17 protein-coding genes are annotated in these 22094 nt (G+C 39.6%); 7 read left to right on the top strand and 10 right to left on the bottom strand.

Going from position 1 to position 22094, the window contains the following annotated elements:
- Positions 1–84: 84 nt before the first annotated feature.
- The 4 genes from B5X70_RS06120 to B5X70_RS06105 all read left to right on the top strand — a co-directional run bounded on the left by B5X70_RS06120 (position 85) and on the right by B5X70_RS06105 (position 7077).
- Entirely contained in the window at positions 85–1524 is a 1440-nt protein-coding gene (locus B5X70_RS06120; RefSeq protein ID WP_079557017.1) for a M20/M25/M40 family metallo-hydrolase, read from the top strand.
- Positions 1525–1789: 265 nt separating this feature from the next.
- Positions 1790–3529 (top strand): T9SS type A sorting domain-containing protein, encoded by a 1740-nt coding sequence (locus B5X70_RS06115; protein WP_079557016.1) that lies wholly within the window; start codon positions 1790–1792, stop codon positions 3527–3529.
- A 276-nt stretch (positions 3530–3805) separates the two neighbouring features.
- Entirely contained in the window at positions 3806–6583 is a 2778-nt protein-coding gene (gene polA, locus B5X70_RS06110; protein ID WP_079557015.1) for a DNA polymerase I, read from the top strand.
- Positions 6565–7077, top strand: coding sequence for a DUF456 domain-containing protein (locus B5X70_RS06105; protein ID WP_232468429.1), 513 nt, complete (start codon positions 6565–6567; stop codon positions 7075–7077). Before polA ends, B5X70_RS06105 begins: the two co-directional genes overlap by 19 nt.
- On the opposite strand, the gene B5X70_RS06100 is transcribed toward B5X70_RS06105, so the two are convergent.
- From B5X70_RS06100 to B5X70_RS06090, 3 genes are read right to left on the bottom strand one after another with little or no spacing between them, the layout of a single operon-like run.
- Entirely contained in the window at positions 7046–7564 is a 519-nt protein-coding gene (locus tag B5X70_RS06100; protein WP_079557014.1) for a hypothetical protein, read from the bottom strand. The genes B5X70_RS06105 and B5X70_RS06100 overlap by 32 nt on opposite strands.
- Positions 7539–8384 carry a hypothetical protein gene (locus B5X70_RS06095; protein ID WP_079557013.1) on the bottom strand — a complete coding sequence of 282 codons (846 nt, stop codon included), beginning with the start codon at positions 8382–8384 and terminating at the stop codon, positions 7539–7541. The genes B5X70_RS06100 and B5X70_RS06095 overlap by 26 nt, the downstream gene beginning before the upstream one ends.
- Before the next feature lie 34 nt (positions 8385–8418).
- Complete coding sequence (locus tag B5X70_RS06090) at positions 8419–8940, bottom strand: hypothetical protein (RefSeq protein WP_079557012.1); 522 nt, start codon at positions 8938–8940, stop codon at positions 8419–8421.
- A 228-nt stretch (positions 8941–9168) separates the two neighbouring features.
- Here B5X70_RS06090 and B5X70_RS06085 point away from each other — a divergent pair, with 228 nt between their 5' ends.
- The gene (locus tag B5X70_RS06085) at positions 9169–10362 is read left to right on the top strand and encodes a M24 family metallopeptidase (RefSeq protein WP_079557011.1); all 1194 of its coding nucleotides are present in this window, start codon (positions 9169–9171) and stop codon (positions 10360–10362) included.
- A gap of 173 nt (positions 10363–10535) precedes the next feature.
- On the opposite strand, the gene B5X70_RS06080 is transcribed toward B5X70_RS06085, so the two are convergent.
- The 7 genes from B5X70_RS06080 to B5X70_RS06050 form a co-directional block, all read right to left on the bottom strand.
- Positions 10536–11831 carry an SPFH domain-containing protein gene (locus B5X70_RS06080; protein WP_079557010.1) on the bottom strand — a complete coding sequence of 432 codons (1296 nt, stop codon included), beginning with the start codon at positions 11829–11831 and terminating at the stop codon, positions 10536–10538.
- The gene (locus B5X70_RS06075; RefSeq protein ID WP_079557009.1) at positions 11828–13159 is read right to left on the bottom strand and encodes an SPFH domain-containing protein; all 1332 of its coding nucleotides are present in this window, start codon (positions 13157–13159) and stop codon (positions 11828–11830) included. The genes B5X70_RS06080 and B5X70_RS06075 overlap by 4 nt, the downstream gene beginning before the upstream one ends.
- Positions 13160–13354: 195 nt before the next feature.
- Positions 13355–14032 (bottom strand): hypothetical protein, encoded by a 678-nt coding sequence (locus tag B5X70_RS06070; RefSeq protein WP_079557008.1) that lies wholly within the window; start codon positions 14030–14032, stop codon positions 13355–13357.
- 185 nt (positions 14033–14217) lie between these two features.
- Entirely contained in the window at positions 14218–15309 is a 1092-nt protein-coding gene (locus B5X70_RS06065; protein WP_088328595.1) for a toxic anion resistance protein, read from the bottom strand.
- A complete protein-coding gene (locus tag B5X70_RS06060) occupies positions 15306–15935 on the bottom strand; it encodes a 5-bromo-4-chloroindolyl phosphate hydrolysis family protein (protein ID WP_079557007.1) in 630 nt (209 codons plus the stop codon). Before B5X70_RS06060 ends, B5X70_RS06065 begins: the two co-directional genes overlap by 4 nt.
- Before the next feature lie 364 nt (positions 15936–16299).
- Positions 16300–18015 carry a S41 family peptidase gene (locus B5X70_RS06055; RefSeq protein ID WP_079557006.1) on the bottom strand — a complete coding sequence of 572 codons (1716 nt, stop codon included), beginning with the start codon at positions 18013–18015 and terminating at the stop codon, positions 16300–16302.
- 182 nt (positions 18016–18197) lie between these two features.
- A complete protein-coding gene (locus B5X70_RS06050) occupies positions 18198–19793 on the bottom strand; it encodes an aspartate:alanine exchanger family transporter (RefSeq protein WP_079557005.1) in 1596 nt (531 codons plus the stop codon).
- Between the two features lie 139 nt (positions 19794–19932).
- Here B5X70_RS06050 and B5X70_RS06045 point away from each other — a divergent pair, with 139 nt between their 5' ends.
- Together B5X70_RS06045 and B5X70_RS06040 are read left to right on the top strand one after the other, a co-directional pair.
- Positions 19933–20364: a deoxycytidylate deaminase gene (locus B5X70_RS06045; protein ID WP_079557004.1), complete on the top strand. Its 432-nt coding sequence runs from the start codon at positions 19933–19935 to the stop codon at positions 20362–20364.
- A 28-nt stretch (positions 20365–20392) separates the two neighbouring features.
- On the top strand, positions 20393–22033 hold the full coding sequence (locus tag B5X70_RS06040) for a S41 family peptidase (RefSeq protein WP_079557003.1): 1641 nt from the start codon (positions 20393–20395) through the stop codon (positions 22031–22033).
- Positions 22034–22094 lie beyond the last annotated feature (61 nt).

Genomic DNA, 22094 nt, shown 5'->3' with positions numbered 1-22094 from the left:
GAATCTTATAGTTATTTATAAGTATCTTTCTTCTAATTTATATGGTTGATTTCTATAGTTATAGATTTTTTTTAAACTGAAATTATGAAAGCAAGAGTTCTGATCATATCGATGTGTTTTCTGTTAATATGCGAAACAACTACCGCTCAAAGCAGTAATTTTATTTATGCTACTATTGCACCGCAAGATGCCGCAATTCTAGCTAGCGATCATCCTTCAGAAATTGAAATAATAGGTACAAATGATTTTCATACAGCGGTCTATATTTCCGAAGCGGCTGTTTCATATCTCCAGGAAATCAGACAATCTATCGGTCCGGGCTACGTTTATCGACAGAGCCGTGAAGATGCTTTGGCAGCCATACAGGAATGGCCATTAAAAATCACTTCAACGTATAACTTTACCATAAGCCAACAGGATTTAGTCAATTTGGCTATTGATCTTGTTGACCCCATCAACATTGAAGACCACATCATATTGCTTGAAAACTATGGAACCCGATTTCACACCAAAGAGAGCGCCACGCAATCAGCCATTGATTTAAGAGATATGTGGGAGGATATGGCATTCACTGCAGGCAGGGATGATATCAAAGTGGAACTTTTTGAACACACATCCTCGCCAATGCCTTCTGTCATCATGTCCGTTCCCGGTTCAGATGAACCTGATGAGATTGTTATAATTGGTGCTCATCTGGATTCTACGGTTCCACCAAACAATGGGCTTGCCCCGGGAGCCGATGATAATGCATCAGGAGTGGCCACCATTACCGAAGTTGCAAGAATTTTATTTGAGATTAATTATGTGCCTGCCAAAACCATTGAGTTCATGGCTTATTCTGCCGAAGAGGTTGGGCTGATAGGTTCTGCTGAAATTGCTTCCTCTTATCGGGAGAAAGATAAAAACGTCATCGCCTACGTAAATTTTGATATGACCAATTATAAGGGGTCAACAAAAGATGTCTATTTAATGACCGACTCTTATAACAGTTCCAACCTCAATAGTTTTCTGATGGAGCTAATGGACTATTATAATTCAACCGGAGAACATCAAATTGAATATTCAACAACCATTTGCAATTATGGTTGTTCAGATAATTACAGTTGGTCCGAAGCCGGATATGAAGCAGCCTTTCCTTTTGAAGCTAAATTGGACGAGAGTAATCCCAATATCCACACAATCAATGATACCTACAGTTTTATGGGCAATTCTCTGCATGCTGCAAAATTTGCAAAACTGGGGTTGCAATTCATAATTGAAGCAGCTAAAAGTACTCCTTCAAATTTACCGCATTACTACATACAACCGCCAATTTCAATTTATTCCAAAAACAATCAGATACATTATTCAATTGACTCTTCTATTATTGAGCGCATTAATATTTATGATCTTACCGGAAGACGTGTTAAATCCCATATAAGCAATTCCAATAAAGGAGTAATTTCTATTGGGCGTGGTTTCTATTTAATTGAAATTATCACGGAAAACAACATAAGGATTATTGAAAAAGTAATCATTCAATAATTACGCACAATAGATGATACATAGTTGAAAATTTCCCCTTTTGCATCGCGGATGGTTCACTCCTTGCGTTTTCTCCTGCTTTCGAATAACGGACTAATTCGGTTGTATTACTGATTGATAGATAGTGAAATAAAATTCGAACAATTGCTTCTCAAGACTTGTTTAATTTATACTGATTCAAATGAAGCTGGCATATGCTTATTTTTATTAAGCAAATGCTAGCAACACTTTTATTAATAGTTGTATAAAACTAAACGGTATCATTATGAAAAAAAATCTACTATTTTCTTTATTGCTATTGCTTATTCACCTCGCTTATAGCCAGGATCAAAGAAGCTTTTATGTCAATCAGACTCATGCCAGCGACATTAATCTTGCTCAAATTACAGATGGAAGTTCAGATGTGGTAGTGGCCTCCAATCTCTTTGATTCTTCAGTTAGCACCTATGAGTTGACTCTGAAGCGATTGGATGCATCAAATTCAATTGTTTGGAGCAGAACATACCCCAGTGGAACTTTAAGTATTCGTGTTTTAGATGTATATGCCGATAATACATACATTTATATTACCGGTTCAATAGATCAGGCAGGACAAAAATTAACGATGATTGCTAAAATAGATGCGTCAAATGGGGATGTATTGGATAGTAAATATTATCAAATAGACGGAACGTCTAATCACTCAACAGGATTAAAAATTATAGCAACAAACAGCGATGCCACGGGAGATGGTCTTGCCAATGATGGAATTCTGGTAACAGGATTCTATAGCAATTGTTATTCGTTTGATAGAACTTGTTCCAATGGCGGCTTTGTTTTAAGACTGGACAGCAATCTGGATGTGCTTTGGGTGATTGATTCTGAATCGGAGATACCTGGCAGTACGTGGAGTTACGATCTTATTAATGGCGCAGTGGAAACTTCAGACGGATTCGTCCTCACCGGAAGTATAATTGGCGCAAGTCAGGCCGGGTTTGCCCGGCAATCTGTATTGGCCTGTAAAGTTGATTTTGAAGGCAACTTGATATGGGACAGCAGTTATCTTTTTGGCAATTCCAACGATGTGAGTGTGGATGCTTATTACGATGCTATTGCTGACGAGGTTTTCATGTTGGTTAATTATTCAAATACCCACATGTTTGCAGTTACTGCTTTCGATAATTCTACAGGAAACATCGTAACTTCCAAATCATGGTACGCCATGGCACAATCAGAAGCCGATATGAATTATTATGGCTTTTCAATCATGGAGTCTTTAGATGATCCCGACAATTTAGTCATTGCCGGTTATGCCCGATCGTTTAACGATGGGGTAACCATAAACGAAACCAACCCGTTTCTGTTTGAGTTTGAAAAATCCACTGGTGACCAGGTTGGAGCTGCTTATCTTTATAATTTGAATCATCAGGTCGCCACCAGCGACGAATATGATTTCTGGAATGGCCAAATGCCTTTGGTCTATTATCCTGATATTGCCATTGCAAGGGAAGAAATTGGGGATTTAAATGTTTTCTTATTGTTGGGTTATTTAACCAATGGCGATGGATATACTGAGATAGAGCTTTTGGAAGTAAATGCTCACAAGCGAAATTCCTGTCTGAATACTTCGCTCAGCTTTTCTACATCTGAGCTGATATATTCATCAATTATTACATTAACAATTGCAGCAACAACGGCTACGGCTAATGCTTTCGTAATTAATGAAACTCCAGTTGTGTTTTCTGTGCATAGCTGCGCTTTTCCGGTTGGATTTGATGGGGCAGATTTTGAGAACTATGGTGACTTTTCAGTGTATCCCAACCCGGTACAAAGTGTCGTTCATGTGAAATCCGTAAAAGCTGTTTTATCAGCATCTGTTTACGATACAGCCGGTCGACAATTGCTGTCACAAAAGTTCAATGACAATTCCATTACACTTAATGTTTCAAATCTTTCAAAAGGCATTTATGTGCTGGTTTTGGATTTAGGAGATGGATTTGTCGAAAGAAAATTGGTGATTGAATAAATCTTTTAAATTCTGAATCAATCGGTATTCCACAAGTTGGGAGACTATTGTTCTAATGTAGATTTAACCACAAAGAGCACTAAGAAAACCACTATGTGCACAATGGTCAAAGTTCTTTTGTGTGCATAGTGAAGCCTTAGTGATTTTTGTGGTTGATGTTTTAAAAAACCTTACTTGGCAGGCTTTTTTCAATGTATGAATTGAATTATTATCAGTTGAAGAGCGCTTATGTGCCATCTAATTTCTAAATTTATCTTTTTATAAAAAGATAAATCCATGTCAGATACAAAGAAAACACTGTTTTTATTAGATGCTTACGCACTTATATTCAGAGCTTATTACGCATTTATACGCGCTCCGCGTATAAATTCCAAAGGACTGAACACTTCTGCTGCTTTTGGTTTTACCAATACTTTACTTGATATTCTTAAAAATCAAAACCCCACACATTTAGCTGTGGTGATTGATTATCCCGGTCCCACATTTCGAAACGAAATGTACAGCGAATACAAAGCCAACCGTGAAGCGACTCCGGAAGATATAAAAAGTGCAGTTCCCTACATCAAGAGAATTCTTGAAGCACTAAATATTCCCTTGCTGGAGATACAAGGATTCGAGGCCGATGACGTAATTGGAACTTTGGCAAAAAAAGCCACCGGAAATGGTTTCGATACTTATATGGTTACTCCCGATAAGGATTTTGCACAGCTTGTAAATGAAGATATTAAAATGTACAAGCCCAAAAGCAGAGGCAATGAAGTGGAGCTTTGGGGACCCGACGAAGTGCGTGAGAAGTTTGGGGTTCCTGAACCCATCAATGTGATTGATGTGCTGGCTCTTTGGGGAGATGCCGCTGATAATATTCCCGGCTGTCCGGGAATAGGTGAGAAGCGCTCCAAAGACATCATCGGAAAATATCACACCATCGATAATGTATATCAAAATCTCGATGATTTTTCGGGCAAGCAGAAGGAAAACCTTGCTAATAATCGGGAACAGGTTGAAATGGCCAGGAAACTGGTCACCATCAACACGGAAGTTCACGTGGATGTTGAAATTGAAAGTTTGAAGCGCAGTGAACCGGATTTGGAGAAACTTAGAACCATTCTTGACGAGCTTGAATTTCGAACATTGTGGGAGCGTTTATCAGGCGAAACCAAAGCCAAACCGACACAACCTGCTCAGGGTTCTCTTTTTGGCGATGATGAAATTCCTGTGAAAGTGTCAACAGCCGAATCACTTAAAACAATAGATGATGTAACGCATCAATATTTTCTGGCTGACAACGAGATGGCGATTCAATCACTTGCTATGGAGCTTTCCATGCAGCAGGAGTTTTGTTTCGATACAGAAACCTCAGCCCTCAATGTTTGGGAAAGCAATCTGGTTGGCATCGCTTTTTCCTGGAAGGCTGGAGAAGCTTATTACGTTCCTCTTCCTGTTGAAACAGAAAAGGCTGAAAAATTGCTGGAACCATTAAAGCCTGTTTTTTCCGATTCCAATATTTTGAAAATTGGCCAAAATCTGAAATTTGACGCTTTGATGTTGAGGCGCTATGGGATTCATGTTTCTGCACCTTTCTTCGACACCATGGTGGCCCACCATCTTATACAACCCGGTTTGCGACACAACATGGATTATCTCGCCGAAATTTATCTGAAATACAAACCTGTATCCATCGAGGAGCTGATAGGTGAAAAGGGAAAGAAACAGGGAAGCATGCGCGATGTCCCACCGGAAAAGGTTAAGGAGTATGCAGGAGAGGATGCCGATATAACTTTTCAGCTTAAGCAAAAACTGGAAAAAGAATTAAAAGATGAAAAGTTAACATCTTTTTTTACAGATGTTGAAATGCCTCTACTTAATGTGTTGGTTCAGATGGAATACAATGGTGTCAGAATTGATGTGGATGAGTTGGGTAAATCAGGAAAGGAACTGGAAAAGCGACTGGAAACACTGGAAAGTGAAATAATGCAGATTGCCGGAAAGTCGTTTAACGTAAACAGTCCGCGACAAGTTGGGGAGGTGTTGTTTGATACGCTTAAAATTGATGCCAAAGCCGGACGCACTAAATCCGGACAATATACAACCAATGAAGAGGTGCTTCAAAAACTCAAAGACAAACACCCCATCATTCCAAAAATATTGGAGCAGCGTGGACTTAAAAAATTGTTATCCACCTATGTTGACGCGTTACCTAAATTGGTCGTTAAAGAAACCGGACGACTGCATACTTCATACAATCAGGCGCTGGTTGTAACCGGACGATTGAGCAGCAGCAATCCCAATCTTCAAAACATCCCCATCCGCGATGATGAAGGTCGGGAAATTCGAAAAGCTTTTACTGTAGTCGATGAATACCATGTTTTTCTGAGTGCCGACTACTCACAGGTAGAACTTCGTTTAATGGCGCATTTGAGCAAAGACGAACACATGCTTGAAGCTTTTAATCGTGGCGACGATATTCATGCCGCTACAGCGGCACGTATTTTTAATGTTCCGCAGGAGGAAGTCAACTCCGATATGCGTCGAAAAGCCAAAACCGCCAATTTTGGCATTATTTATGGCATTTCAGCCTTTGGGTTGTCAGAGAGGCTCAACATCCCAAGGGGAGAGGCAAAGTCGATAATCGACGGCTATTTTGAGAATTTTGATGGGGTAAAGGCCTATATGGAAGAGAGCATCCGTCTGGCACGCGATAAAGGTTACGTGGAAACCATTTTTGGGCGCAAGCGTTATCTGCCGGATATTAATTCACGAAACGCTGTTGTGCGTGGCATGGCCGAGCGCAACGCCATCAATGCGCCCATTCAAGGTACGGCAGCCGACATCATAAAAATGGCCATGGTAAAGATTCAGAATGAACTCAACAAAGGAGGTTACAAAACCAAAATGATTTTGCAGGTACATGATGAATTGAACTTTGAAGTGCCCAAAGAAGAACTTGAGGAAGTGAGGCAGTTGGTTCGTAGTTCCATGGAATCGGCCTGTAAATTGAGTGTTCCCTTGGTTGTGGACATGGGAGAGGGTAAAAATTGGCTGGAGGCGCACTAATGGTTTTGGACATTCTGTTAATTGCGGTTGGTGCGCTTTTGCTGATTGTTGGTTTGATAGGGTGTGTTTTGCCTGTATTACCCGGCCCGCCAATCAGTTTTCTCTCTTTAATTTTGCTGCAATTATCACGTTGGGGAGATTTTAGTTCCCGGTTTTTATGGATGGCAGCATTTTTAGCCATCATGGTTACCGTACTGGATTATTTGGTGCCAGTGTGGGGAACAAAACGTTTTGGCGGTACCGGCAAAGGAATTTGGGGAGCTTCCATTGGCCTGGTGGTTGGCTTTTTCTTTGCACCATGGGGCATTGTGGTTGGTCCGTTTCTGGGGGCCTTTGTTGGTGAAATGATGGCACATGATGATTCCAATCGCGCCATCAGAGCAGCTTTCGGCTCTTTTGTCGGAATCATTGCAGGGGTAGTTTTAAAACTGGTGGTCAGTGGTTATTTTATGTGGCATTTTTTTAAGGAACTGTTTGCCCGCGCTCAGATATAAGTTCTATTCCGTAGTAATCAAAATAGGATGAATAGTATATGAGGTAAATACGAGTACTCTCCGATAAAAAAAACATATCATTTCCCGGGACAAAATCTTTTACCACTGTTTTCAATTCATCATTTACCATTTTTCGGTTACATAAATCAATGAGCTGATAGGTTGTCTCCATCCTGCCGTCATCAATTTCAGCCGGCATTGAAATAATTATGGCCCATTTGTTATCCGGAGATATTTCTATGAGCTGAAGAACCGATGACGTGTCTCTGTAGGCGGTTTCAATTATACCACTATCCGGTTTTAAAACCAGAGAATGTTCGTCATGACTGATGTATGCAGTATCAAATAACGTTATTGTATCCGTGCATACGGATACAAATGTATTAGGCCTGGTTATTTCTTCCTGAGAAAATATTGGAATTTGATTAAATCCAATAATACAGATAATAACAATAGAAATATTAAAGCAACGCTTTAATATTTTCATAAAGCTCTTTAGAGTTCTTTTCATATCTGTCTTTTTCTAATCCGGTTGATCTCGATTTATAACGTTCCATTCTATTTAGGATGCTCTGAAGCTCTCTTTCATCAAGTTCAGAAATAATCTGCTCAAACACGGCTTTGCGTGTAGTAGCTGATTTATTTTGAAGAAAAATGGTTTCATCAATGAGTTGTTCTTCAGGTTTATTGTGAAAGCTGCTCAAAACCAATCCCATTTGCGATAACGGCACATTGTTTAATTTTTGATTGAGCTGGGTGAGATTTACGCGCGAGATGTCTGAGAATAATCCAAACAATTCTGTTGTATCAATGGAGTTGGTTTCACCGGAAGTCAGTTCGTATTGGAAAATTTTGTCGTATTTCTCTTTTAATATGGGGATTTGGCCAAGTTTATCTTCTTGTTTTGCAGCCAGTCGTTTTAAAAAGTCCCAGTCCAGAACCGGGTCTATTTTGTAATACAGTATGCTGTCTCGAAAATCTATTTTACCATCCCATGAGCTTCGGTTGGTGCCAATAAGGCTTACAAGATCTGAAAAATCGTCTATTTCTCGCAGGTTGTTTTCATGGAGGGAGTAAATGTAGAGCGCGGTTTTTTTGAACTCATATTTTACCCTTCCCCCGTCGGGAAAGCGGGAAATCCCTTCAGGCCGCCTAAAGGCGGTAGAAGAGATAATCACTGCAATTTTTGTGCTGTCACTGTTCCAGCATGCTCCGTGATGGGTGCTGTAATCGAGAGTTATATGTTTTGAATGACAAGACAATAATCCCAATATTATTAATGGAATAATGATGAGTATTTTAACCATTAATAGAGTCCTGTTTAAATTTAAATTGCATTAACTACTCCATGGAAACATCAAGTTGCTGAAACTCCTCCACGGTCATTTCTTCAAAAGAAAAAGCCCCACCCATGGCATACCAGTTTTCTCCCATTTTATCAAGAATATGAACCATAATACGGCCATCATCGATGTTTTTGAAATGTGCTACCCCCTGTGGAAGGCCGGTGCGATCATCTTTCCTGAAACGGACTTCGATGATTTCTCCATCCCATTCTTCAACATTTCTTTTATTGTGGTCAAGAAAATCTTCATCAAGATAGAGTGAAAGTGTAGGTTGAACCGTTTTTTTGAGGGCGTCCAAATCGTTTTCCTGAAGTGCCGTAAGGGCTTTTAAGGCCACTTCATCTGGTGTCAAACGCTTCTGTTGCTCTGCCGTTTCTATCGCTTCTGTTAGTTCTGCGGCCATTTTTTCCACAGCATTTCTTGCCTCTTTGACCTCTTTTGCTGAATCCCGCAACCCACATTGGGTAAACAATGATATGCAAATTGCGGCGCAGGTAAGTAATAATAAACTTTTCATAATTGTTTTGGTTTAGTTTTAGCGAATGAGTTAAAAAATTGATATTTAAAGGTATAAAACATAGCTTAAATATCAAATCATTTTTGAAATACCATTTCTTTTGCATCTTTGCTTTGTTGCCTATCTGTTTTTATTTATATTGTGTTTTTTTAAATGGAATTAAACAAACGCTTTATCAAAAACATTTTAAAGCACAGAAATATAAGTAAATATAAAAATTTGTTAGATATGAACATAAAAACACCGGTCAGTGAACTCACCTCACGTATGCTTCGATTCAGATCGATGATGGATTTGCAGCATCCTGAATGGCAATATGCGGTTATCTTTAGTAAAATCAATCTTCTTTATTTCACAGGTTCAATGCCGGAGGGAATGTTGGTGATTGAACGGGATGGCGAAAACACCTTGTTCGCCAGGAGGAGCTATGAAAGAACTCTGGATGAATCTTTATTTGAAAATATTAAAGCCATGGAAAGCTACCGCGATGCGGCAGCTGGTTATAATTCCTTATCTGGAACTGTTCATCTTGAAACCGAGTTTGTTCCTTTGGCCATGTATCAACGTTTTCTAAAACACTTCCCTTTTTCGGAAGTGCAATCGTTGGATTTTCAGATGGCCATGACAAGAGCTGTAAAAAGCGATTGGGAGCTTTCTTATATGGAGGCATCAGGAAAAATACATCAAAAAATTCTTGAGGAACGTGTTCCTGCATTACTTCGTGAGGGAATGACTGAAGCAGAGTTAGCCGGAGAATTGTATCAGGTGATGATTGAGGAAGGTCACCAGGGAGTGGCTCGTTTTAATATGTTCGATACGGAAATAGCCGTGGGGCAGATTGCTTTTGGCGACAACTCCCTGTATCCAACCAATTTTAATGGTCCGGGAGGGCAACTGGGGCTTAGCCCTGCATCGCCATCTCTTGGAAGCCGGCAACGCCGGCTAAAACAAGGTGACCTTGTTTTTGTGGATGCCGCTGTTGGGGTCAATGGTTATCATACCGATAAAACAATGACCTATGTGTTTAGGAAGCCATTACCTCAATTTGCAGTGGATATTCATAATCAATGCGTGGATATTCAAAATCGTGTCGCCGAGATGCTAAAACCGGGAAATATTCCTGCAGAGATTTACGAGAAAATCATGTCTGAACTTAAGCCGGAGTTTTTAAACAACTTTATGGGTTACGGGAACCGACAAGTTAAATTTCTGGGTCATGGCATTGGCTTAACGGTGGATGAATTGCCGGTTATTGCAACTGGATTTAACGAACCTCTTGTGGAGAATATTGTTTTTGCCGTTGAACCCAAAAAAGGCATCGAAAGCATTGGCATGGTGGGGACTGAAAACAGTTTTGTGGTTACATCTTCCGGAGGAAGATGTTTAACTGGGAATCATCCCGGATTGATTTTGGTGGAGTAATCCCAATAGAACTATGAAAAAGAGGCTTTTAAAAAGAAAGTTTAACCACAAAGAACACAAAGAAAGCACAGTGAACACTATGGTTATGTTATCGCTCCTTTGCGAACTTAGTGCATGGCTTTGTGAACATTGTGGTTAATTATTTTCTTTCCTTTTTAATTTCTATAAATCATTTATGCATTGTCTGTTACTTCATCCTTACTGTTTTCCGGATGTTTACCAGTAAGTTGGTTACTAGATATTGCACCTGCCATTGCATATCCAATGAGATTGTTTTTCATTTCATCTATGGCATTTGGATGGATAGCAGAAATAGGTCCTTGCTGTTTTCCATCAATTCCGGTGATAACTGAGATGTTTTTGGCCGGGAAAAAGTCAAGAGTCTCAGCAAAAGGCTTAATAAGACTATCAAAGTTCTCAATAAGATAGATTTTATTCCCTGTTTCCTTGTCCTTTTTGATGATCTCTATGGTTTCCCTCAGTTCTTCAATTTCCCCTTCGGCTTTTCCCATAATAGCGGCTACTTTTTGTTTGGCTTGTAATATCATTCTCTCCTTTTCCGCCATGGCCGGGGTTACTATTTCAGCTTTGTATTTGTGCTGAAGCATTTCCAGTTTTTGACGCTCAGCTTCAATCTCTGATAGCAAACCAGCTTGCTTGGCTTTTATATCCTGAATAACTTTTTCAACCCCAACTTTTTCACGTTGCTTTTCCTTCATGATTTTCACTCTGGTTTCTGCCACAAGTTCTTCATATAGGTTGTCAATGTTGCAAACTTCCACTTCAGCTTTTCTTGCTTCTTCCTGCTCAACCGCATTTGCTCTGGATTCAGCGATGGCTTTTCGTGCCTTTGTTTCAGCATTTACCGTTTGAACGCGCTTCAATAGAGCGATGTAAAGGTCAGGTTCTTCTACACCTTTTAACCGGTGATCATCTACGTCGGCAATGTTCATGGTGGTAATTTCCAGACCAATGTTCTCCAGATCGTTTTTACACACATTAATCATTTTGGCAACCAAAGTATCTTTATCCTGCATAACTTGCACAGGGGTCATAGTTGCAATTGAATCTCTCAAGTGACCCTCAATAATATTGCTTGCTACTTGTTTAAGTTCATCTTCACGGTTGATCAGATGCAGAATTCTGGTTGCTGCCAAACCTCTTCCTGCCTGATTGGATGCAATGGCGAAACTAACTGTTGCCTTAACATTTAAAGGAACAACTCCTTCTGCAATGGCTGAATCGACTACCACCTCAATGGTGTGCGGTGTAAGATCCATCTTGGCAAATTTATGAATCAAAGGGATTATAAACATGCGACCTCCGCTGATCATTTGAAAACCTTTTTTCCCTGAAACTCCGGATATGATACCAAGTTCGTTACCCCCAACTATACGCATATTTGATACTACCTGCACCAGTAGCGTTACTATAATTAAGCCGAGTAATACACTTACAAATACTATCATTGTTGTACCTCCATATTTTTTGTTGCAAAAAAACTTTTAATTGATAAGCCTGTAACTTTTTCAAATTCTCCCAGAAATCCGGTAAAAGCTTCTGGTCCACGGTTTACTGCACCGCTAAATCCTTTTTCATTGTCCATCAGGATATATGAATCTACTGAGAAATTGCCGCTGTGTTTTTTAAATGATTCAAACAGATGCGGTAGTTGTTGTTGCAGGAATAGTACAGAACAGCCAGTGTCTTTGGACTTAGAAATGATCTCAATCTTTTGGCTCAGGATTCTGTTTTTCGCACTTTCAATGATTTTCACAGACTCTTTTTCACCTTGGCTGAGAATTGTTGCTGCTTCGTTATTGGCCTCTTCTTTAATAAGTATTTCGGTTTGGTTTTTTAACTTTTTCAGATCCGTGTTAAGCTCTTCAATCCTTTTCAGACCTTTGTTGCGAGCGGCTTCAATGTTATTATTGGCTTCAACCTCAGCCTTTATAATGCTGGCTTCGCTCTCTTTTTTATAAAGCTCAACCTTCTCTCTGGCAGTTATAATTTGTTCATTGGCTTTGGATTTTGCAATTTCTATGCGACGTTTTGCATCTGATTCTGATTTTTCAGCGATGGCACGAAGACGAGCTTCTTCAATTTCCACATCTTGCCTTTTTTCAGCTAGTGTTTTTTGGGCCAGATTTCCAATGTAATTCGAACTGTCCCAAATCTTTTGTAGTGAAACCGATACTACTTTCATTCCAAAACTGGAAAGATCACTATTGATGTCCACAAGCAGAGCATTTCGAAATTGAGCCCTTTCTCCTTCGTTTTTCTTTTGATCCGGGCTGGATTCGTCCTGATGGCTCTCCTGCATGCCTATTGCTTCCAGCGGAGTTGCTTTGTTCAGAGCACCTCTGAAATTCCCTATTAATGTTTGTCTGACTTGTTCCTGAAGTTGATTCACATCTTTTCCCATCAGGCGTTCAACTGCCGAATAGAGCATTGAATCTTTTTCATCATCAATACATACACATGCGGTGGCATCTGCTCCAACGGTAATCCCGTTTGCAGAGTTTACACCGTCAACCTGTACATTAATAGGTAATACACGTAAATCAAGGTACTGTGCACTTTGAAAATAGGGAATCACTGTGCTTCGGCCCCTTTCAACACTGAAGCCAAATGTTTTTCCATTATCTTTTCTTTTACGTCCGGTTATAACCAGCAGTTTGTCGGGGGGAGCAACTTTTATAAATGCTTTTAATATGGCCAGTAAAATAAAAAAGCTTACAACGGCGATAATGCCTTCTAAAATTCCTCCTTTGGCAGGGTCAAATAATTCTTCCATAATTGTAATTTTAAGTTAGAGTAAAAAATTAAGTAAATAGTATATAATTTTAAAAAATAAATTTATAAAGATTAAATAGTGAATGATTAAACCCTTATCCCAATGCAACAAGAACAAAATATCTGTTTAAAGAATGATGATATTTCAATCTGTCTGTAGCATAGATGAATCCTAATTTGTGCATTGGGGTTCGGCCTAGTTTAATTCTTCTATTCTCTTTACATAAACCACATCATGCTCCGATTTGCAAATGAGAATTGGGTCTCCTTTTTTGATGGAGGCTTCGCCTGGTATGGTTCTGGCATATCGTTCCAACGTGAGAGATCCAAAGAAAATCCGAACTTTACCCATCGAACTTCCTTCGATGGGCAATAATGCTTCACCTTTTAAATTTATAAGCTCATGATCTGAAAAGCTGGAATCAAGTTTCCTTTGTTGAATTCGCTTAAATAATTTGAATAGAAAAACGGTTATAAAACCCACTGAAACACTCCATAATAAACTTGAAACTATAGATTCTCCGGTAAGAATGGCAAAGGTACCAGTTAAACCAAATCCTGCACAAAAATAGACCAACGTTCTTAGCAAACGTATAAATTCAAGAACGACACCTGAGTGTCGTTTTTTATAATCTATTATTATGGAGCCTTTTTCCCCGTTTTTTCCCGAAGGATGGGAAGGCATGTCATCCAAAGTATCCGCAAGCGTGTCGGAGCCCTCAGAATCATTATCATAGCTGCTTTCATTATCAGAGGAGCTTCCATCATCTTCTCCTGATTGAAAGGATGAAATGGCGTTTGTGAAAAAATCAACAAGAATGACTCCGGCACCAAATACTCCGGCTGTAATATATAAGTAAATAAGTTGATCCATAATATAACCTAAAGTAACAAATAAGATAAAATCTGTCTCTAATTAATAATTAGATTTATAATTAATTTTGAGTGATGACAAACCTGCTTATGACTCCCTTTTTACAATACGTAATCAGAAGAACATCCTCAAATCTAACTAAGAAGATAGAATGTTTATTTTGAATTTTTTCAGCCATGAGTTTCTCATGACTGGCTCTTAATAGCCTTAAGTTTTGATTTCAGCTCGTGTTCAATTTTTACGAGTTCCTGTTCTGCCTGTATGCGTTTGGTTTTTCCTTCTTTTTGAATGGCAATGGTCTCTTCTATGGTAGAAATGAGGTCATCATTAACCTTTTTCAATGTTTCAATTTCCACAATACCTCTCTCGTTTTCACGTGCAGTTTCAATGGAACTATTTTTGAGCATTTCTGAATTTTTGGAGATCAATTCGTTGGTTGTTTGTGTAATGGTTTTTTGAAGTTCAAGGGCGCTCTGTTGACGGAATATGCTCAATGCAATAACTACCTGATTTTTCCATAATGGAATGGTATTTAATATGCTGCTCTGAATTTTCTCAACCAATAGTTGATCATTATTCTGTATCAATCTGATTTGAGGGGCAGTCTGAATAGAAATGGTACGACTGAGCTTCAGGTCATGTAGTTTCTTTTCAAACCGGTGTATCATCTGTTTAAAATCCTGAAAACGTTGTGCATCAGCAGGGTCATTTGATTCTTTTATCGCGAGCTCCATTGCTGGTAATTCGTTTTCGTATACTTGTTGTAATTTGATTTGGCCAGCTGCAATGTAAAGATCTAAATCCAAAAGGTATTCCAGATTCTTTTCATAAAGGGCATCAAGCATTGTGATGTCTTTAATTAGCTGCATGCGAGCTGTGTCCAGCTCGTTGGAAATTCTTTCAATATGGGTGCTTATTTTCTCGTATCTGCTTATAAACCTTTTAATGGAATTGACAAAATTACCGATAAGCGGTATTTTCGCTAACGGGTTGCTTGTCCCTATTTTCTCTATTTTCAGGCTTTTAACTTTTAATCCAAGCTCAGAGAGTGTGTTTCCAATATCACCGGCATCTTTCGTCTTCACACTGGACAGAATGGTATCCGAGAAGTCTGAAATCTTGTTTTGAGCACCAATTCCGTATTGAATAACAGACTGCGAGTCTTTTATATCAACAGTTGATGCTATTTGAGTTGCTTTTTCAAGTTCCTGAGGTTTCAGGTTCTCGAGTTTTATTAATTGCATGTCTTTTGCAGGTACAGGATTATTGCTTGTCATTTTATTCCCTCCATTTTGATTGTGTTTGCAAGAACTTTTAATTCAATGTCCAATTCAAGAATGTCTTTATCATAAAGTTTTTCCAGTTGTTTTTTATACGCAGTATCCATGATGTTAATGAGTTCTTTGGTTTTAATTAAAGAATCACTTACAGATGAAATATACAATGTTTCGTTTTGAAGAGAGATATATTTATCCAGAATCTTTATAGTGGCATCCAGGTAATAATTAAAGAAGATCTTTGCTGCCTGAAAGGTTTCTGGCTGATTTCGGATGTTATCAATTATTTTATAGCCAATGGTCACCAAGCTGTTTATGGTAGACCTTATTTCAAGATCATCAATATCTACAACTTTTTCTTCAACAATCTGAATCTTCCTGAAAGCCTTATTTAAAACAGAACTTTGATAGTTCGTTCTGGCTTTAAAAGACTTTGTCGCATTTTTGAACTCTTTGTTTGAGGCCAGATGGTAACCAATAAAAAAGGAAAATGTACTTAATATGGCGGAGGAAATTATAGAAAGATTAAAGCCAAAGAATAAAGCCAAAAAAATAATGGTTGCCAACCCCCCACCAACAATGGTTTTGGATGCTACTTCTTTTTCTTTGTTTTGAGTTTTAATCATTGGTTAAAGGGTGTTCATCTGCAAATTATAATTGGCTTGAATGAGCCAATATTATTTTCCTTTTAAAAATAGTGAATCTTTAGCAGATTTCATCACATCATTAGCAGTTAAAATTGCAGTTCAGTGTTTTTATTAGTATTTAATGCTAATATAACTTAAGCTCTTATGATTTCTTGAGAGATAGCAGTTCTAAATCGAATGGCTGTGTTGTTTACCAAACAATTAGTAAGGTACTTTCTTAAGTTTAAATTTTAACCCTTCTGTGGATTAATCTAATGATCTATTGATTTAAACAAAAAAGATGTTACGTTTTAACGCAACATCTTTATCAATTATTATTTCAGTAAATCTAAAATTAGCTTTTCTAGTTTCTCGCACCTCTTTTATCCCCGGCATGGGTTAAAATGGTTCCGTTCAGCATATCGTTGTATTTTGCTGGGTTTGATAAAATTTCTCTGGCTTTGGCAACCTCATTGTCGGTTTTCAGGTTGTGAATGATGGCGCCTCTCTGGTAATAGAAACGACGCAGAAGTTCCATGGCCAGAAATTCCTCAACTTCTTCGCGGAAAGTCCCCAGATCTCTGGCCACATCAGGACGCAGATTCTCTTCCATCGCACTAAAAAGCTCTTTGTTTACATCAAAATACCCTTCTCTTTCGGCTGTTTCTTTTAGCTTTCTGAATTGGTTCTGAGATTGCGACTCATATCTGAAATCTTCCAAACCTGTTACGTAGGATATAAAGTCAGCGTAAATATCATCACTGATTTGAAAAACCCCTGGTTTTTCAATAGATGGTGTTTTAACAGCAAACAGGGTGGCGTAATCAAACACGGTTTGTTGTCCAATTAAAGCCATTGAAATGCTTGAAAAACGATCTCTTTCTACGATTACATCCGGGGAAATACCTCCTCCGTCAAATACGGTGCGTCCTCCGCTTGTGGAGAACTCTCTCATTAATGAGTCCGGAATAAACCCTACGCTGCCATCTTCATTTCTGTTGGCATAATCAACTGCTTGGATGGATCTGCCGCTTGGAATATAGTATCGGGCGGTAGTCACTTTAAGACTGCTATTGTAGGCCAGGCTGCGTGTGGTTTGCACCAATCCTTTTCCAAAAGAGCGCTGACCAATGACCAATGCGCGGTCATGATCCTGAAGTGCTCCGGCAACAATCTCTGATGCAGATGCCGAACCCCGATTGATCAATACTGCAAGTGGCATTACTGTATCAATTGGCTGACGCGGCGCACGATATGTTTTATCCCATTGACTCACTCTTCCTTTGGTGCTCACAACTTCGCTTCCACGGGGAAGAAAGAGATTGGCGATTTTTACTGCTTCATCCATCAATCCTCCGGGATTTCCCCTCAGATCCAGAATGAGCCGGCTCATATTCTCGTTTTTCTTTAACTCTTTAAGCGCTTTTTCAACCTCCTGGCTACAATTCTGGGTAAAATTATTTAGAATGATAATTCCCGTTTTATCATCCAGCATACCGTAATACGGTACGGGATTAATCTGAATGGATCGTCTGGTAATGGTAATGGTGATTGGACTGCTTTTACCGGGCCGTTCTACCAATACGATGACCTCAGTGCCTGCAGGCCCTTTGAGCCTGTCACTTACATCTGAAGTTTGTTTGCCTTTCATATCATCGCCATCGATTTTCAGAATTCGGTCACCGGCACGCAAACCTGCTTCCTGAGCTGGAAATCCTTCGTAGGGTTCGGATACAACAACAAAATTTCCACGCCGGGTAATCAATGCACCAATGCCCGCGTATTCACCAGTCGTCATAAAACGAAAATCATCCATCTCCGACTCGGGAATAAAAGTGGTGTAAGGATCCAGAGATTCAAGCATTCCGTCAATGGAGGTTTTAATTAAATCATCCGGATTAATCTCATCTACATAAAAACTATTCAGTTCTCTGAAGAGTGTATAGAAGATATCAAGATTTTTGACAATTTCAAAATTTCTACGATCGGTGTTGGCAGCAATAAATCCAACAGAAATAATTACACTTAAAAGAATGGTTATGAACCATCCTCTTTTTGTTAATCCTCGCTTTTTGTTCATTTTATGATGTTTTTGATAAAATAACAGACAATCAATACGACAAAATTCATTCCTTTTCTTCGTTTGAAAGTAAAATATTGAAGCCAGGGAGTGTTTTGCATGGTAAAGTAGTAAAAAAAAATTTGCATTTGAACTTTTACAAAAGTTCTAATGCAAATTTATAAATAATTGGGGATATATTACTATCCAAAAACAGCCAGTATCTGAACACAAATAATAAGCAATACCATGGCTACGGGATATACTGTTGCATAGGCCACTGCTGGCGCATTGGTTTCGGTCATAGGCGCTACGGCAGCAAGACCGGGTGTACTGGTCATGGCTCCGGTTAATGTTCCCATAAGCGAAAGAAAATTCATTTTTTTCAAAAATTTTGCAATCATCACAGCGAGAATCATCGGAACCAGGGTGATGAGACCACCTATCAGGAACAGATTATATCCATAGGCAGTGAAAGTCTCCTCCAGATTGGCTCCGGCTTTGGTGCCTACTTCTACCAGAAAGAACATCAATCCCAATTGTCGAAGCAATTGGGTGGCTGCTCCTGACATACTCCAAATGATTGGGCCTGTTCGTCCAATGCGGCTAAGTATCATGCCCACAACTAAAACGCCTCCGGTTAATCCTGGATTAAACTCGAAGCCATTGCCATTACCAAATGATAGTGTCAGATTTCCCAACAATATTCCTAAAACGATACCCAAAGCCACTGGGAAGAAATCTGTATCAGAAAGCTTTTTGTCATTGTTTCCGAAAATTCGGAAAACCTGTTGCATGTTATCATGGCTGCTGGCAACCATCAATTTATCTCCCATTTGCAAACGCAGCGATGGGGAAGGTGTTATATCAATGCCGCTTCGGCGAACCCTGGTAACTGTTGCCTGATAGCTTGACCATAAGTTGAATGCACCTAAAGTTTGATTGATAACGCTTTTGTTGGTGACCAAAACCGACTGTACTTCATAGGATTTGTGCAGGGGGATGTCTTCATTGGTGGCATGCCCAATCAGCAGCTCTATCTTTTTAAGAGCATCTTCGGTTCCAACAGCTTTTATAAGATCGCCCTTTTGTAGTTTTACATCGGGAGAAGGCATCATGGTTTCTTCTCCATGTTGAATGCGGGAAATGACCGCATTGGTCATGGACCGAACTTTAAGATCGGAAATGGTTCGGTCTATGATCGCCTCATTCTCAACTCTAAAGATGCGATTCTTTATTTCCGGAAACTCAAAATGACTCTCTTTCTCAAACTCCTCTTCGGCCGCTTTTATATCGGCCTTTACAAGTTTCGGATAAAGTTTAATAAACAAGATCACCCCGATGACTCCAAATGGGTAGGCTACACCGTAGCCTATGGAAACCAGCGGAGAATCAATGGCATCCGTTGCAGCTGCTAAACCTGGAGAACTCGAAAGGGCTCCTGTTAATAGTCCAATGGCCACAGCCATGTCAATGCCGGTCCAGTACCATGCAATAAAAGTAATGAGAGAGGCCGACAGGATAACAATACTGGTCAAAACTACAAGTGTTCTTCCCTGTTTCCTGAACGAATCAAAAAACCCAGGTCCCGCCTGCATGCCAATGGTATATATAAACAGGACAAGACCCAACTGGCCTATAATTGGGGGAATTTCCAGCCCGTGATGGCCAAAAAAGATAGCCACGAAAATAATGGCTGAAATATCAAGTGAAATACCGGCAATTTTGATGTTGCCGATGACAAATCCTATACATATGATTAAAAAAAGGATGAAATAGGGTTGTGATAACAGTTCCATAGGACGTATGCATTTTTGAAGCGGTGCAAAGTTAAGAGATAATTGGTAATTTGTAACTTGATTTATCTAACTTTACCATTTTTAATGGTTATTTTTGTTGTTGGTATGTTATTTGTGTAAATTTTAACCTTTATACTCGATGGAGAAGGGTGCAGACGCCAAACAATTGCTTCTTGATAAAAGATACCTGGCCATGGCGGCCATATGGGCTCAAAACTCATATTGCAAACGTCGCCAGGTGGGCGCATTGTTGGTAAAAGAGAAAATGATCATCAGTGACGGATATAATGGTACGCCATCGGGTTTCGAAAACGAATGTGAAGACGATAAAAATGTAACCAAACCATATGTATTGCATGCCGAAGCCAATGCCATTACAAAAGTGGCAAGAAGCGGTAACAGCTCCCAGGGAGCAACTCTATATGTTACATCTTCGCCGTGTATTGAGTGTGCCAAGCTGATCATACAGGCTGGTATTGTCAGGGTTGTTTTTTCTGAGAATTATCGGGTGGATGACGGAATTCAATTATTAAAGAGAGCAGGAGTGGACATCGTACATATCCATCCCTGACATTAAATTTTTAAAAACATTTTAAGGAATGAAGTATAATAACAACCTTAAGCAAATAATTCTTCCTGCTGTTCTGGCTTTTGTTTTAATCCTGGGATTTTTTATTGGCAGGATATGGACTCCTTCAACCTCCTCCACCGGCAGCAACCGGTTGTTTATCTATCCGCAGTCTAATAAACTGGAAGCATTAATTAATCTCATTGAGCAAGAGTATGTTGATACCATTAATAAGGCTGAGCTCATTGAGAAAGTAATTCCTGAGATCTTGAAAAACCTTGATCCGCATACGGTATATATACCCAAAGAAGATTTGCAGGCGGCCAATGAAGAGTTGGACGGTAACTTTGGAGGAATTGGAGTGCAGTTCAGTATGCAAAATGATACAGTATTAGTAATCAGTGTGATTTCGGGAGGGCCATCGGAGAAGTTGGGCATCATTCCGGGCGATCGAATCATTACAGTTAATGACAGTGTAATTGCCGGAGTTAGCATGAATACCGATAACGTTGTTCGATTGCTTCGGGGAGAAATGGGAACCAAGGTTAATGTGGGAATTAAACGCCAGGGGCGCGAGGAGTTGCTGGATTTTGAAATCACACGCGGTATGATCCCAATTTATAGCGTAGACGTTTCATACATGATAACCGATTCCATCGGTTATATAAAAATTAGCCGTTTTGGACGTAACACCTACCAGGAAATGCTTACCGCCATGGCAAGACTAAAAGCACACAACTGCCAAAGCGTGATTATTGATTTAAGAGGAAACTCTGGTGGTTATCTGGACGTAGCTATCAGCATCATTAACGAATTTCTTTCAAAGGGCGATTTAATTGTATATACTGAAGGTAAGAATAACCCGAGGCAGAACATTTATGCCAACGGAGCCGGCTCCTGCCAGGATGTGGGAGTTACCATTTTGATTGACGAATTCAGCGCATCGGCCAGCGAAATTATGGCGGGTGCCATACAGGATAATGACAGAGGGTTGGTTGTGGGACGCCGCTCATTTGGGAAAGGGCTTGTTCAGCAGCAAATTCCGTTGCCCGACAGAAGCGCCATTAGATTGACTGTGGCCAGATATTACACTCCAAGTGGTCGCGGTATCCAGAAACCGTATGAAAATGGAGTGGAAGATTATCATCGGGACATTCTGGCCAGATTTGAGCACGGTGAGTTCTTTGAACGAGACAGCATTGTAATGGATGAATCATTGGAATTTTTCACCCGTGGAGGCAGAATCATTTTTGGTGGCGGGGGTGTAATGCCAGATGTATTTGTTCCCAGAGACACAACCCAATTGACTGAATACTATTTCCGTTTACATGACCGTGGAATTATATACCAATACGCGCTTAATTATACCGACAACAACAGATTGCAGCTTCAGAGATTCGAAAATGCAGAATCATTAGTGGCACATCTATCGAATCAGGACTTGTTAAGCGGATTGGTTGAATTTGCACGTGGCAGGGGAGTCCAGTTCAATCAGGCACAGTTCAGACGTTCGTCTGAACGTTTGGAAGTGGAACTTCATGCGTATATAGCGAGGAATGTTTTTGATAATGAAGGATTTTATCCTGTATCTCATAAGATTGATGAGGTAGTCAGAGCTGCTCTTTATCATATCAGAAACGGTTACGATCGAGAAGTGTTAAGCCTGAACTAGCTTTTCATGTCTGTATCGGATGCCAGGCGGGATAAAAAAGTTGAAGTTATTTTATAAAGAA

Source organism: Alkalitalea saponilacus (assembly GCF_900168165.1).
Lineage (GTDB): Bacteria > Bacteroidota > Bacteroidia > Bacteroidales > Marinilabiliaceae > Natronoflexus > Natronoflexus saponilacus.
Note: the sequence above shows the minus strand (reverse complement) of the source record. Positions and strands in the feature narration are given on the sequence as shown.